We start from the raw sequence: 12,943 nt of genomic DNA, 5'->3' as shown, positions 1-12,943 counted from the left end.
CAATGTCCACATTGTTTTTGGGGTGTGCCCAAGCCATTGCGTTTTTGCAATAATTTTTTTAATTTGTTGTTGGTGGGCCGGGGCCCACCCGCCCCCCCGCCAAGCTTTTTGACCTTCCTGACAACAACGATTCTTAACGATCATGACGACAGCCCTCTCCACGCCCCCTGCCAGGTCACCTGGCGACGGCTACGTTCAATCCTTTGCCCGTGGGCTGGCAGTCATTCGTAGTTTCAGCGCCGATGCGCCTTCCCAGACCATGACGGAAGTCGCGCAACGTACAGGCCTGACCCGCGCCGGAGCGCGCCGCATCCTGCATACTTTGCATGCTCTGGGTTACGTAGAAATCGACGGACGGCAGTTCCGCCTGACCGCAAAAGTGCTTGATCTTGGGTTTGCCTATCTCAGTTCCTTACCACTTTGGAGCCTGGCCGAACCCTTCATGGAAGCGCTGGTTCGTGACATCAATGAATCCAGTTCCATTGCCGTGCTTAACGGTAACGAAATCGTCTATGTTCTGCGCGTACCCACTGAAAAAATCATCTCCATCAACCTGGGTGTAGGCAGCCGCCTGCCCGCCTATTGTTCCTCCATGGGCCGAGTACTGCTGGCCGGCCTGACCGATGCCGAGCTTGAAGAACAGTTGGCCACCACCGAATTGTTGGCCCGCACCCCCCATACCCTGACCCAAGTCGACCCGCTCCGTGCAGAAATCCTGCGTGTGCGCGAGCAAGGCTGGGCGCTCATCAATCAAGAGCTGGAGCTGGGCCTGATTTCCCTGGCAGCCCCAATTACCAACCGCAGCGGCAAAATCACGGCAGCCATCAACGTCGGTATGCACATCAGCCGCATGAGCGCTGAGCAGGCGCTGCGCGACATCCTGCCCAAGCTCCAGGCCACCGCACGCCAGCTCAGCGAACACATGGCTCGTTCAGGCGCTTACTGAACAGAATCTCCAGAAAATTGCGCCCTACCGCGCTCAACTGGTTCCGGTTATACGCCACGGCGAGACTCGTTTCACACGCGGGCGTTGGATGCTTCAAGTTAAAAAACCGCACATCGCTTGGCTTGTACCGCATGCTGGCAGAAGGCACCAGCCCTACCCCGATTCCACTTTCTACCAGTGATATCAAGGTTTGAACTTGAATGGCTTCCTGCACGATTTCCGGAAGAAAACCGGCCTCCCGACAGGCATTTACTACAGCCATGTGCAGCATCGGTGATTCATTGAACGAATAGTTGATGAAGGGAGCATCCGACAGTTCCGAAAGGTGGATCTCATCGCAGCCAGGCTCCGCCAGCCACCTTTGTTCGGATGGCACGACGGCCACAAAATGGCCCCGTTCCAAAGGCTCAATCGTCACACTCGCGTTATACACAGCGGGCATTCGTACCAGACCGAGATCCAGCTCTCCCGAGGCGACAAGATCTAGCACTCGTCGCCCCGAAGACTCTTGTAAAGCCAGCTCCACATCAGGATAGTCTGCTCGAAACGCTCTGACTACGGAAGGCAACACAACAAAGCTTGCCGACCCGACAAACCCGATAGCCAGACGTCCTATCGTCCCTTCAACTGCCATCATCGCCCGCTGCTTCGCCAACTCCAGGTGCGTGAGCGCCTTTCTGACCTCCGCCAGCGCCGCACGACCGGCATCAGTCAACCTGACCTCACGCGTCGTGCGCTCAAAAAGCAGCACGCCAAACTCCTCTTCCAGTCGCTTGATCGACATCGACAAAGCTGGCTGAACAATGTTCAGTCGGGTTGCCGCATCCCGGAAACTCAGTGTCTCAGCCAAAACGGCAAAGTGAGCGAGCTGACGATCATTCATAAATCATATTTATTGATAAATAAATCAATGAATAATATTAGACACTTATATATCAGATAAATATCATAACTAACAACTCATAAACCAACAGCGAGGTAGACATGCTGCCCTTGCAGGGAATCCGAATCGTAGATCTGAGCAACGTCGTTATGGGGCCTTACGCAACCCAATTATTGGCGGAGTATGGGGCTGATGTCATTAAAGTGGAGCAACCGGGCGGAGACGACGCTCGTCGCACCGGTGACGCCGTCGAACCCGACATGGCCTCACTATTCATGGGCGTCAACCGAGGCAAGCGGAGTTTTGTGCTAGATCTGAAGCAGCCTTCTAGTAGAGAAACATTACATCGGCTGGTGCGTTCGGCTGATGTCTTAGTGCACAATATTCGCCCCCAGAAACTGGCCAAGCTGGGCATTGCGCCCGACCAGATGCTGGCCGTCAACCCCATGCTCGTTTACGCCAGCCTCACGGGATTTGGGCAAACCGGCCCCTACGGAGGCCGGCCCGCCTACGACGACGTGATCCAAGGCATGTCGGGTTTAGCGGCTTTTTCTCATCGCCATAACGGCAGCAGGCCTTTTTACCAGCCAACGATTACCGCCGACAAAACAGTAGGGCTGGTTGCGGTAGGAGCCATACTGGCCGCATTGCTCAAGCGTGAACGACACGGTAAGGGGAGCGTGGTGGAAATCCCCATGTTCGAGTCCATGGTCGCCTTTACGCTGGTTGAGCACATGTATGGCGCCACCTTCGCAAAAAGCGACGCATCCATGGGTTACCCCCGTGCGCTTGCGCCCTGGCGCAAGCCGTTTTCGACCTTAGACGGCTTTATCTGTGTCATGCCCTATACCGATAAGCATTGGCGCGAACTGCTGCTCGCAACCAACCATAGCGATCTGGCGCAAGACGTGCGTTTCACGAGCATTGCGGCTCGCAGCGAGCACACTGAATTCGTTTACAAAACGCTGGCAACTATCCTTTCCACGCATACGACAGCGCATTGGCTGCACCTTCTAGCACAGTTGGAAGTCCCTGCCGCCGCGATTAATGAGCCTGAAGCCTTACTCGATGACCCCCACTTGAAAGCCGTGGACTTCTTCCATTACACAGATGACCCCAAGATGGGGAAACTGCGTTTTCCGGGCGTTCCTGTCCTATTCGACGGCGTCAGACCGCGCGTCGCTGCGCCTCCCAGACTGGGGGAGCACAACGAGGAAATTCTCAGAGAAATTTCTTTATCTGAACCGACCACAACAGCGGCTACTTAATTTTTTATCACCCCATAACTCATAAAAACACAGGAGACACTATGGATAAACCCACCTTATTAGGCCATGGATACTATTGGCAAGATCTAGAGCCCGAGCAAGAGTTCATCACTTTCGGACGCACCATCACAGAGACCGACCTTATCAACTTCATTACCACTACCGGTATGACGGAAGTCATTTTTACCGATGTTACACACCAGGGAGCCATGCAAGGTCGCGTGGTTCCAGGAGCTTTGTCTTACACCCTGATCGAAGGTCTCTTGGTTCAAGGCATGGTACAAGCCACAGGCATGGCCCTGCTTGAGGTGAATAAAAAAATACTTGCTCCTGTGCGTGTGGGAGACACCATTCATGGCCATGTGCGGATCACCCATATTCGCCCCACATCCAAGCACGGTCGAGCGGTCGTGACATCTATTGTTTCCGTTATCAACCAGGAAAATGTAACGGTCATGACTTATGAGGCAAAACGCCTGTTGGCCGGCAACGCTCTCCACGCTACGGATGCCAATTAAAAGGAGGTAGAGACAATGAAAGTATTAAAAAACATCCGCCGCACACTGATTCCGGCTATGGCGCTTAGCCTTATATTCCCCGCTTTTCAGGCTACAGCACAAGACAGTTTTCCCGACCAGCCCATACAACTCATAGTCGGTTTCTCCGCTGGTGGCCCAGCTGACACCACGGCACGCACCCTGTCTCAGCGCTTGGGCGACGAACTGGGAACATCGATCGTTATCGTCAACCGCCCCGGTGCAGACGGTGTCATTGCCGCCTCTTCAGTGGCCCGCTCCAAGCCTGACGGCCATACTCTGCTCCTGGCTCCCAGCACTCTGGCCATCAACGACAGTTTGTACAAAGAACTGAGTTATGACACCAAAAAAGACTTTGCTCCGATCGCGTTCATCGGAGAATCGCCGAATGTAATCGGCGTACACCCCTCAGTACCTGCCAACAACGTGGAAGAGCTCGTCAAGTACGCCAAAAACAACCATCTCTTCTATGGCTCCACCTCCAGCGTCACATTGCTGGCCACCGAGATGTTCCTGGGTCAGACAAATACCAAGATGGAAAGAGTGCCGTACAAGGGTGCAGGCCAAGCCATTCCCGCCTTACTATCGGGCGAAGTGCAAGTCATGGTTTCCAGTGTCCAGACACTGCTGCCCCATGTCCAAAGCGATAAAGTCCGTGCGATTGCCGTTACCAGCCGGTCGCGGCTGAGCAACGCCCCGGATATTCCCACAGCAGCCGAACAAGGTCTGTCCGACTATTCCGCCAGCACATGGTACGGGCTGTTTGCGCCGGCATCCACCCCCCAAGCAGTCATAGAAAAAGTCGCCCACGCCCTTAAGGAAACCATGAAAGACGAGGCAGTTCAGGAGTCTTTCGGCAAGCAAGGCATGATCATCCATACAGATATCGATACTCCCGCCCAGTTTCAGACCTACTTCAACAACGAAATTGAAAAATGGAAGGAGGTCGTCGTGGCGTCAGACGTCCATCTCAACTGAAAATTACTTTTGGCCTGAACACACATCGCTGTATCCCGACCAGGCCATATCGGCGCGTTTGTAGATAGCCGGGTGTGGTACCGTTGCCTTCTGTGGTTTTCGGTGCCTCACCCAATGCCTTTCTCAACATAAACGCAGACACTTATTAAGCAATGCAACACTCTTTCGCTCGCGGTATTCTGGCTCGCACTCTTCATTTTTGCTGCGCTGTCGGCTTCGGCCTTTCCTCACTGTTTCTGGCTTCCCAGCCCGTCAGCGCCCAACAACGCCCATCCCTGGACGTGCCTTACATCAAAACTCCGGACGCCGTCGTACAACATATGCTGGAGCTGGGGCAAGTCGGGCCTGATGACTATCTGATCGACCTGGGCTCAGGCGACGGTCGCATCCCTATTGCCGCCGCCGTTAAACATGGGACACGCGGCCTGGGGGTGGATCTCGACCCGGAGCGCACGGCAGAAGCCCGTGCTGCCGCAGAAGCTGCAGGCGTAGCCGATAAGGTGAAATTCCGCACTGAAGACCTGTTTGACACCGACCTTAGTCAGGCCACAGTCATCAGCATGTACCTGTTTAATGAGATCAATCTGCGCCTGCGCCCCGAACTGCTCAAGCTCAAGCCTGGCTCGCGCATCGTATCTCATGCGTTTCATATGGAAGATTGGACACCTGAACGCCACGACATCGTTGAAAACCGTGACGTGTTCCTGTGGACAGTGCCTGCCCAAGTGGCGGGGCTATGGGAAGTAGAAGTACCCGGCCACCGCAACTTTGTCTTGCGTGTCTGGCAGCAGTTCAACCACGCACAGGCCATTTCCATCACCATGGACGAACACTCCATTCCCGCCACCGACATGACGATTTCAGGTGCCGAAATTAGCTACACGCTTCACACCATGGACGGCAAACACACGTACACGGGCACTGTAGACGACAATCACATGAGCGGTACCAGCAGCGTGGGCGAGTGGTCTGCACGGAGAATGTAAGTGGCTGCCGCGCACAACGCGGCATAGCGCACGGGAACGGGAACGGGAACGGCAAAAATTTGCCGCCGCCCTGCTCTAATGACAGAATCCTGATATAGACCCCATTCTTCAGGAACCAGAGAATGAAAATCGCCATCATCGGAGCAGGCGTTATAGGCTGCGCCACTGCTTGGGAATTTCTGCGCCAGGGCAAGGAAGTACTTCTACTGGAAAGCCGTGAAGGCCCAGGGCTGGTGGCCAGCTACGCCAACGGCGGCCAGTTGAGCTACGACTACGTCGCTCCTTTGGCCGACCCCGGAGTCTTTCTGGATCTTCCAAAGTGGCTATTGAACCCCGGCTCGCCGCTGCGCTTCCGCCCCCAGCTCGACCCGCGCCAATGGTGCTGGCTGCTGGCCTTTCTCAAGGCCAGCAACACCTCAACAGCACAAGCCTCCACCAAAGCTCTACTGCAACTGTCCTCGTTAAGCCGCGACACCTTGCACACCTGGATGGCAGAAGAGCCCATCGATTTCCACTACAAGGCCAATGGCAAACTCATTGCCTATCGCAGCCCTCATTTGCTGGAAAAAGCACGTAAACAAGTGGAGTACCAAGCAAGCCAGGGTTCGAACCAGCGCATTCTAAGCAAAGAAGAATCCATTGCGCTGGAGCCCGCGTTAGCCAACCTGGGCCAAGCCTTGGTCGGATGCGTATACACCTCCACAGAAGAGGTCGGCGATTGCCACCTGTTTACCCGCGCCCTGTTTGAACGAGTGCAGGCTCACCCCCGCGCTACCACTCGCTGCAATAGCCGCGTGGCCCGCCTGAACATCCGCCAGGGCAAGGTCGTCAGCGCTCAATTAAGCAATGGCGAACAAATCGAAGCCGATCAATTCGTTCTGACTAATGGCCTGCAAGGTTATGACCTGCTCAAGCAGCACGGTGAAACCATTCAGCTTTATGGCCTGAAAGGGTATAGCTTAACTATCCCTCTGCCCGCCGCAGATTCCGCTACTGCGGTTGCGGCCGCCCCCGAGATCAGCGTGACCGACTACGAAAGGCGCATTGTGTACGCCCGCCTGGGCGACAGTGTGCGCATTGCCGCCATGGTGGATATCGGTGACGGTTCCGCCGCCATTCGCCCCGACCGCATTCGCCATCTGAAAGAAGAAGTCAGCAAGAGCTTCCCCCGCCTGGAGGTCGAACGTGCTGAAGCCTGGGCCGGGGAACGCCCCGCCACGCCCGAAGGCCGCCCCATCATCAGCCGAAGCCGCAAGCTGGATAATCTGTGGCTAAACCTGGGGCACGGTGCTTTGGGCTTTACCCTGGCCTGCGGCAGCGCCGTATTGCTGAATGCGCTCATGAGCCAAAGCACTGTTCCGATCAATGCTCTACCGTTCCGCACACGCTGAACATATTGCGCACGCAGCATTAAAAACACCCCATAGGTTGTACGCCCAACCTATGGGGTGAATTTTTTGGGGCCGCAGGCCGGTGCGCCCGGGTAGTTGGTTTATAGCAAGTCGCGGCGCAGATCGGCTGCGGAACGTGGGGACAGCAAGCCCGGCGCAATATCAAACACCGTGCGCGCGCCGGTTTCGCCCGCCTGCTTCAGCCGGTATGCCGCACGAGCGTAAGCCACCAAGACAGCAGAAGTAAAGCCAGGGTTGCTTTCCAACGTCAGCGAATACTCCACCACCTGTTTCTCCCCGGTGCCGCTCTCCCCGCTGCGAATCACGAAGCCGCCATGAGGCATCGCCGCATGCTCGCTGCGCAAGGTTTCTTCTGAAATGAAGGTGACCGTGGTGTCATAGTCGGCAAAGTAATCCGGCATGGTCACAATGGCCTGACGCACCTGTTCGGCATCGGCGCCGTCTTCCAGCACCACGTAGCAATCGCGCGTGTGTTTCTGGCGTGTGCTCAGTGTGGGGCGGGAGCCGCTACGTACCTGCTCAATGGCTTCAGCCGAAGGCACGGTATATTGCACCGCCGCACGCACTCCAGGCACCCGGCGCACCGCATCGGAATGCCCCTGGCTCAAACCCTTGCCCCAGAATGTATAGGTATCACCCTGCGGCAGAATGGCTTCACCAAGCATGCGGTTTAACGAAAACAAGCCCGGGTCCCAGCCAATGGAAATCAATGCCACATTACCGCCGGAACGCGCTGCCGAATCGACGGACTCAAAATACTCAGGAATGCGTGCATGGGTGTCAAAGCTGTCGACCGTGCTGAACTGGGCGGCCAGCGCCGGGCCCTGCTGAGGCAAATCGTTCTTCGAGCCCCCGCACAGAATCAGCACATCAATTTCTTGCTTGTAGCGGGCAATGTCATCCAGGCTGCGCACCGGTATGGTGGAATCCAGCGGCTGCACATCCTTGGGATTACGGCGCGAGTAAATGCCGGTCAGCTGCATGTCGGACGTTTGGGCAATGGCCGCTTCGGTGCCACGGCCTAGATTGCCGTATCCAGCGATAGCGATGCGAATTTTTTCTGTCATAGCGAAAGAAAGCCTATATGGGTTGACGACAGTAGAAGTTTACCGCGCCATACCAGTGTCTCAGTGTAGTGCCGGTCTGCCTCATGCCGTCTATTACTGAATATGTATATATAATGCGACTGATTCTTATTAAGCATATTACCTCCTTCCATTAATACCGACTGGTACAACCTATGAAACTCAATATTTCTCTTGCTTTTCTGAGCGCCGCCTTGCTTGCCAGCGCCCCCGCCTCTGCCTTTGAATTGCAGCACAGCAAAGGAACGCTGGCGCTGAATGCCGCCCCAGAAAAAGTCGTGAGTTTTGATGTCGGCGTGCTGGATACTCTCGCCGCCCTCGACATCCCTGTGGTAGGTGTGCCGCGGTCAACCTACGAAGGCCAATTGGCTCGTTACAAGGACACTCACCAGGTTGGCACCTTGTTCGAGCCTGATTACGACGCACTGCGCGAAGTCAGCCCCGACCTCATCATCGCAGGCAGGCGCTCCATTCCCGCCATGCCTGAACTGGCCAAGCTCGCCCCAACGATTAATTTCACTAGCGACCCTAACGCCTTTTTGAAGCATTTCCGCGCCAATCACCTCGCCTTGGCCCAAGCCTTTGGCAAAGAAGAACAAGCGAAAGCCGCGCTGGCGCGTATCGACAACAATCTGCAGGCGCTGCAAGAGGCCAACAAGGGTAAAACGGGCGTCCTTCTGTTTACGATCCGCGGTAATGTCATTCCCCATGCACCGGGCGACCGCTTCGGCTATGCCTACGAACTCACCGGCTTGGAATCCGTCCTGCCTGCCAAGGATCCGAACGCGCCGGTCCCTCCGCGCCCTGAACCCAACTCCCCAGAAGCCAAAGCCATGGCGGAAGAACGCGCTAAGACCGTCTCCGCTGTTGCAAAAGCCCAGCCCGACTGGCTCCTCGTACTGGACCGGGGTGCGATTAATGGCGGCGAGAAAACAGCCGCTGATACATTGGCTTCACACCCTGAACTCAGCCAAACGGAAGCTTTCAAGGCCGGTCGCGTTATTTATCTTGACCCGAACGGCTGGTATATCGTGGGCGAAGGCTTGAACAATATGCAAGAAATCACCTCTAGCCTGTTGGCTGCCATGCAATAAAAGCCTGGGGCGCGCTTGGCCTGCAAACCACAGCGCGCCCTGCTTAAATCCCTTCAATCGCGGGATAAAACTCCCGGTTTTCCCGCTGCATTCGCTGATACACCATTTTGAGCACCGTATTGGCTGCGTCTCTAAAAGCGTCGGGCTCGGCGGCCACGCGAGCAGGGTCAGACCATGTATTAGTGAAGCGTATGTAGGTATTGGCAATACCCTTCATTTCTTCCTGATAGGCCTGCCCCATGGCGGCGATTCGGGCATCGGCTGCCTGACGCACAGCGGGATACAAGATGCGATCCTCGATCGCCAAATGAAGATTCACCACCTTTCCCAGGTCTTTGATTTGCTGAGCGATGGTGTGCGCATTGACTGCAACACCGTCGTGTGAAAGCTTACGCAATGCGTCGATGCGTTGAAGAATATCAACGTGCTGATGCTTGAAACGCTTTATGTCCATGTGTCGTGCTCGCTTGTATGGCTATAAGATATATTTCAAATATATGTTACATCCAACGCCGTCCCTCGCGCAATGTTCCGCCCGCCAATCTCCTAGCCGCCTACTGCTCAACATACGCACCGCTTCAGTATGCGCTGCCGAATGAAAGTCGCTGCCGCCTTAATGATCTGATACGCTTTCACCCTTATCTTTCAAGGAGACTCCATGCCTACACCCGCCTTGATCACAGCTAATGAACTGGCTGCGCTGCTCAAGCAAGACAATGGCAACATCCTGCTGGTCGATTGCAGCTATGTGCTGGCTGACCCGGCTGCCGGCGCCCGCATCTATTCTGAAGGGCATATCCCAGGGGCTGTCCATGCAGACTTGGGTACGCTACTTAGCCAGCCAAGCAATGGCGCCAATGGCCGCCACCCTCTGCCCGACCCACAAGCATTCGCTCAGGGCATGGAAAAGCTAGGGGTTAGCGATAACAGCCGGGTAATTGCCTACGACGCAGAAGACTCCATGTTCGCCGCCCGTCTGTGGTGGCTGCTGCATTGGATCGGCCACGATAGCGTACAGGTGCTGAACGGCGGCTTGCGGGCCTGGGTCGAGGCCGGCGGAGAATGCTCTACAGCGGCGCCTCAGCCGGAACGCGGCTCGCTAACAGTGCGCCCGCAAAGCAGGCCGACAGTCGGCTACGCAGATGTGCTTGCCAATGTAGAAAGTCGTGAACGTCTGGTGATTGATGCGCGTGCGGCAGACCGCTTTCGTGGAGAAAACGAGACGCTTGACCCTGTCGGCGGCCATATTCCAGGTGCGCTCAATCGCCCCTTCAAAGAAAACCTCGATGCCCAGGGCCGTTTCAAGACAGCCGAGGTATTACGGGAAGAGTTCCAAGCGCTTTTGGGCAACAAGCCGGCGCAGCAAATCATTCACCAGTGCGGCTCCGGCGTCAGCGCTTGCCACAACCTGCTAGCCATGGAAGTTGCAGGCCTCACGGGCAGCACCTTGTATGCCGGTTCGTGGAGCGAATGGTGCCATCAGCCCGACGCCCCCGTAGCGCGAGATTAATTCATCGTTAGCCCGATCGACTTGGCCGCGTCGGCAAAGCGGCCAAGGTCCTGCTGAATCACCTCTTGGAACTCGCCTGCCGCTTCCTCTGGCACCAAGTCGTAACCCAGGCCGATCAATTCTTGCTGCATGTCAGCATCCGCCAGCACCTGGGCCGCCGCCTGGCGTATCTGTGCCAGAACCGTTTCAGGCGTCTCCGCCGGCGCCAGCAAGCCATGCCATTGGTTCAGCTCGTAGCCTGTCACGCCCAGTTCTGCCACCGTCGGCGTCTCTGGCAACAAAGCAGAGCGCTGGGCCGAGGTCACGGCCAATGCCCGCAGCGTACCGGCTTGAATATGCGGCAAAGCGCTGGAAGCCGTCACAACACCCAATTCAACGGTGCCTGCCAACACATCAATCAAAGCAGGCCCACACCCTCTGTAAGGCACATGCAGCCATGAAGAGCCGGTACTCTGGTTCAACATTCCTGCGGCCAAGTGCTGAGGGGTGCCATTGCCGCAGGAAGCATAGCTGGGAGCAGTTTCGGGTACGGTAAGCGCCCCAGGTGGGCTGGAACGGCCGGCATCAATCGCGGATAAAAGATCCGCCCACGAAGAATCTTTCGCGGTCACAATGACCGACGGCACATAGGCCACATTCACCACCCCGGTAAGATCTCGGGCCGGGTCAAAACCCAGCTCAGTGAATACTGCCGGGTTGATGGCATATGAACTGTTGGCCACTAGCAGCGTATGCCCGTCTGCTTTGGCCCGGGCCACCGACTGAGCGCCGATATTGCCGCTTGCTCCGGCACGGTTCTCGACGACGAACGCGTGGCCCAACTTGTGATGGAGACGATCAGCCAGCCGTCGAGCCAGCGTGTCGGTACCGCCACCGGGAGGAAAAGTCACCACAAGGGTAACTGGCCCGTGCGGCCAAGCGCGTGGCGCCGGTTCGGCCGAGTGGTTGCTACGCGCCACTCCGGCCGCAGCGGCCACCACAACGGCTGCAGCAACCACAACGCCCAGCTGGCGCATCCAAGGCGAAGCACCAGGCTCACGGGGCGCCCCCGAAAATTCCGTTGAGCTTGTGTTGGCGCGAGGTTCAGACACCGCCCTCTCCTATCGCGACATCGAGGCCGATATCCAGCACTGCCACGCTATGGGTAATGGCCCCCACAGCAATGTAATCAACACCGGCTTGCGCAATGGCCGCAGCAGACTCTAACGTGACCCGACCGGAAGCTTCTGTGACGGCGCGCCCATCCACTATGTTTACGGCTTCCCGCAGCATATCGGGCGCCATATTATCAAGCAGAATCACTGTGGCGCCTGCATCCAGGCCCTCTTGAAGTTGATCCAACGTATCTACTTCCAGTTCAATGGCCACCATATGGCCCGCACCCTGTCGCGCGCGCTCAACCGCCGCCTTTACGCTGCCAGCCACGGCGATATGGTTGTCCTTGATCAAAATGGCATCGTCCAGCCCATAGCGGTGATTACTGCCACCGCCTACTCGTACCGCGTACTTCTGCACCATGCGCAAGCCCGGCAGCGTCTTGCGCGTGCAGGTTACGCGGGTGCCGTAGGGCCGGATCACATCAGCAATACGCGCCGTCGCACTAGCCACCCCACTTAAATGGCCCAGAAAGTTGAGCGCCGTACGCTCCGCCGAAAGAATCGCCCGGGCCGGGCCTTGCACCGCAGCAATCACATCCCCCGGCTTCAGCCGGGCGCCATCGCGCAACAGCGGCTGGAAGACGATGCCATCATCCATCAGCCTAAAGGCCAGCCGGGCCAGATCCAGCCCTGCGAGCACACCCGGTTCACGCGCCACCAGATGCAAATCTGCGCGATCTTCAGCTGGGATAATCAAATTGCTTGTGAGGTCCCCTGCTCTGCCGAGGTCTTCCAACAAGGTGGCGCGCACCAAGGGCTCCAGCATGACATCAGCCAGCGGCTGAACGTCGGTCGTGATCACGGTAGACATGCTGTTATTTATGCTCATATTGAGTATATTTAATCGTAAAAAATTCCGCTCAGATCAACCAGAGCGACTTCACGTGCCCCGCCTGGCAGGCGTAGGCCGCCACATAAACGCATGGCCGGTAACAGCCGAGTACGCATATACGATGAGCCGAAGCCCATTTAATATTTATTATGCTAAATCTGAGCATAATTTTCGTCAAGTGTTGCGGCAGTTCACCAAACTGTGCCCTTGCGGCGGTGCGGAGATAGATGACTAAACTGTATGATTAAGCCAACAA

Annotated in this window: 13 protein-coding genes; 8 read left to right on the top strand and 5 right to left on the bottom strand. The window is 56.5% G+C overall.

Going from position 1 to position 12,943, the window contains the following annotated elements; translation table 11 throughout:
* Window positions 1–142 precede the first annotated feature (142 nt).
* Window positions 143–946: an IclR family transcriptional regulator C-terminal domain-containing protein gene (locus VRY85_RS03810; protein WP_414597281.1), complete on the top strand. Its 804-nt coding sequence runs from the start codon at window positions 143–145 to the stop codon at window positions 944–946.
* Here VRY85_RS03810 and VRY85_RS03805 read toward each other — a convergent pair.
* Window positions 912–1,829 (bottom strand): LysR family transcriptional regulator, encoded by a 918-nt coding sequence (locus tag VRY85_RS03805; RefSeq protein WP_414597280.1) that lies wholly within the window; start codon window positions 1,827–1,829, stop codon window positions 912–914. The two genes, VRY85_RS03810 and VRY85_RS03805, sit on opposite strands and share 35 nt — an antisense overlap.
* 101 nt (window positions 1,830–1,930) lie before the next feature.
* Between VRY85_RS03805 and VRY85_RS03800 the strand changes: the two genes are divergently transcribed.
* From VRY85_RS03800 to VRY85_RS03780, 5 genes are all read left to right on the top strand, one after another.
* Window positions 1,931–3,097 carry a CaiB/BaiF CoA transferase family protein gene (locus VRY85_RS03800; RefSeq protein ID WP_414597279.1) on the top strand — a complete coding sequence of 389 codons (1,167 nt, stop codon included), beginning with the start codon at window positions 1,931–1,933 and terminating at the stop codon, window positions 3,095–3,097.
* 41 nt (window positions 3,098–3,138) lie between these two features.
* Entirely contained in the window at window positions 3,139–3,615 is a 477-nt protein-coding gene (locus tag VRY85_RS03795; RefSeq protein ID WP_414597278.1) for a MaoC family dehydratase, read from the top strand.
* 15 nt (window positions 3,616–3,630) lie between these two features.
* Window positions 3,631–4,611, top strand: a complete 981-nt coding sequence (locus VRY85_RS03790; protein ID WP_414597277.1) for a Bug family tripartite tricarboxylate transporter substrate binding protein — start codon at window positions 3,631–3,633, stop codon at window positions 4,609–4,611.
* Window positions 4,612–4,763: 152 nt separating this feature from the next.
* Complete coding sequence (locus VRY85_RS03785; RefSeq protein WP_414597276.1) at window positions 4,764–5,597, top strand: SAM-dependent methyltransferase; 834 nt, start codon at window positions 4,764–4,766, stop codon at window positions 5,595–5,597.
* Between the two features lie 122 nt (window positions 5,598–5,719).
* A complete protein-coding gene (locus tag VRY85_RS03780; protein WP_414597275.1) occupies window positions 5,720–6,988 on the top strand; it encodes a D-amino acid dehydrogenase in 1,269 nt (422 codons plus the stop codon).
* Between the two features lie 101 nt (window positions 6,989–7,089).
* On the opposite strand, the gene VRY85_RS03775 is transcribed toward VRY85_RS03780, so the two are convergent.
* Entirely contained in the window at window positions 7,090–8,076 is a 987-nt protein-coding gene (locus VRY85_RS03775) for a diaminopimelate dehydrogenase (RefSeq protein ID WP_414597274.1), read from the bottom strand.
* A gap of 173 nt (window positions 8,077–8,249) precedes the next feature.
* On the opposite strand from VRY85_RS03775, the gene VRY85_RS03770 reads away from it, so the two are divergent.
* Window positions 8,250–9,188, top strand: a complete 939-nt coding sequence (locus tag VRY85_RS03770) for a siderophore ABC transporter substrate-binding protein (RefSeq protein WP_414597273.1) — start codon at window positions 8,250–8,252, stop codon at window positions 9,186–9,188.
* 43 nt (window positions 9,189–9,231) lie between these two features.
* On the opposite strand, the gene VRY85_RS03765 is transcribed toward VRY85_RS03770, so the two are convergent.
* Complete coding sequence (locus tag VRY85_RS03765; protein ID WP_414597272.1) at window positions 9,232–9,642, bottom strand: hemerythrin domain-containing protein; 411 nt, start codon at window positions 9,640–9,642, stop codon at window positions 9,232–9,234.
* Window positions 9,643–9,846: 204 nt separating this feature from the next.
* On the opposite strand from VRY85_RS03765, the gene VRY85_RS03760 reads away from it, so the two are divergent.
* Window positions 9,847–10,698 (top strand): sulfurtransferase, encoded by an 852-nt coding sequence (locus VRY85_RS03760; protein WP_414597271.1) that lies wholly within the window; start codon window positions 9,847–9,849, stop codon window positions 10,696–10,698.
* Here the strand turns inward: VRY85_RS03760 and VRY85_RS03755 are convergent.
* Window positions 10,695–11,714: a tripartite tricarboxylate transporter substrate binding protein gene (locus VRY85_RS03755; RefSeq protein WP_414597489.1), complete on the bottom strand. Its 1,020-nt coding sequence runs from the start codon at window positions 11,712–11,714 to the stop codon at window positions 10,695–10,697. The two genes, VRY85_RS03760 and VRY85_RS03755, sit on opposite strands and share 4 nt — an antisense overlap.
* 67 nt (window positions 11,715–11,781) lie before the next feature.
* Entirely contained in the window at window positions 11,782–12,684 is a 903-nt protein-coding gene (nadC, locus tag VRY85_RS03750; RefSeq protein ID WP_414597270.1) for a carboxylating nicotinate-nucleotide diphosphorylase, read from the bottom strand.
* Window positions 12,685–12,943 lie beyond the last annotated feature (259 nt).

The sequence above is a fragment of the Achromobacter sp. F4_2707 genome, from assembly GCF_047501535.1.
In the GTDB taxonomy this organism is placed as follows: Bacteria; Pseudomonadota; Gammaproteobacteria; order Burkholderiales; family Burkholderiaceae_B; genus Yanghanlia.
Note: the sequence above shows the minus strand (reverse complement) of the source record. Positions and strands in the feature narration are given on the sequence as shown.

Coding starts and splice junctions, on each gene's coding strand:
- VRY85_RS03810 (WP_414597281.1), top strand. CDS start 143: ATGACGACAGCCCTCTCCACGCCCCCTGCCAGGTCACCTGGCGACGGC.
- VRY85_RS03805 (WP_414597280.1), bottom strand. CDS start 1,829: ATGAATGATCGTCAGCTCGCTCACTTTGCCGTTTTGGCTGAGACACTG.
- VRY85_RS03800 (WP_414597279.1), top strand. CDS start 1,931: ATGCTGCCCTTGCAGGGAATCCGAATCGTAGATCTGAGCAACGTCGTT.
- VRY85_RS03795 (WP_414597278.1), top strand. CDS start 3,139: ATGGATAAACCCACCTTATTAGGCCATGGATACTATTGGCAAGATCTA.
- VRY85_RS03790 (WP_414597277.1), top strand. CDS start 3,631: ATGAAAGTATTAAAAAACATCCGCCGCACACTGATTCCGGCTATGGCG.
- VRY85_RS03785 (WP_414597276.1), top strand. CDS start 4,764: ATGCAACACTCTTTCGCTCGCGGTATTCTGGCTCGCACTCTTCATTTT.
- VRY85_RS03780 (WP_414597275.1), top strand. CDS start 5,720: ATGAAAATCGCCATCATCGGAGCAGGCGTTATAGGCTGCGCCACTGCT.
- VRY85_RS03775 (WP_414597274.1), bottom strand. CDS start 8,076: ATGACAGAAAAAATTCGCATCGCTATCGCTGGATACGGCAATCTAGGC.
- VRY85_RS03770 (WP_414597273.1), top strand. CDS start 8,250: ATGAAACTCAATATTTCTCTTGCTTTTCTGAGCGCCGCCTTGCTTGCC.
- VRY85_RS03765 (WP_414597272.1), bottom strand. CDS start 9,642: ATGGACATAAAGCGTTTCAAGCATCAGCACGTTGATATTCTTCAACGC.
- VRY85_RS03760 (WP_414597271.1), top strand. CDS start 9,847: ATGCCTACACCCGCCTTGATCACAGCTAATGAACTGGCTGCGCTGCTC.
- VRY85_RS03755 (WP_414597489.1), bottom strand. CDS start 11,714: ATGCGCCAGCTGGGCGTTGTGGTTGCTGCAGCCGTTGTGGTGGCCGCT.
- nadC (WP_414597270.1), bottom strand. CDS start 12,684: ATGAGCATAAATAACAGCATGTCTACCGTGATCACGACCGACGTTCAG.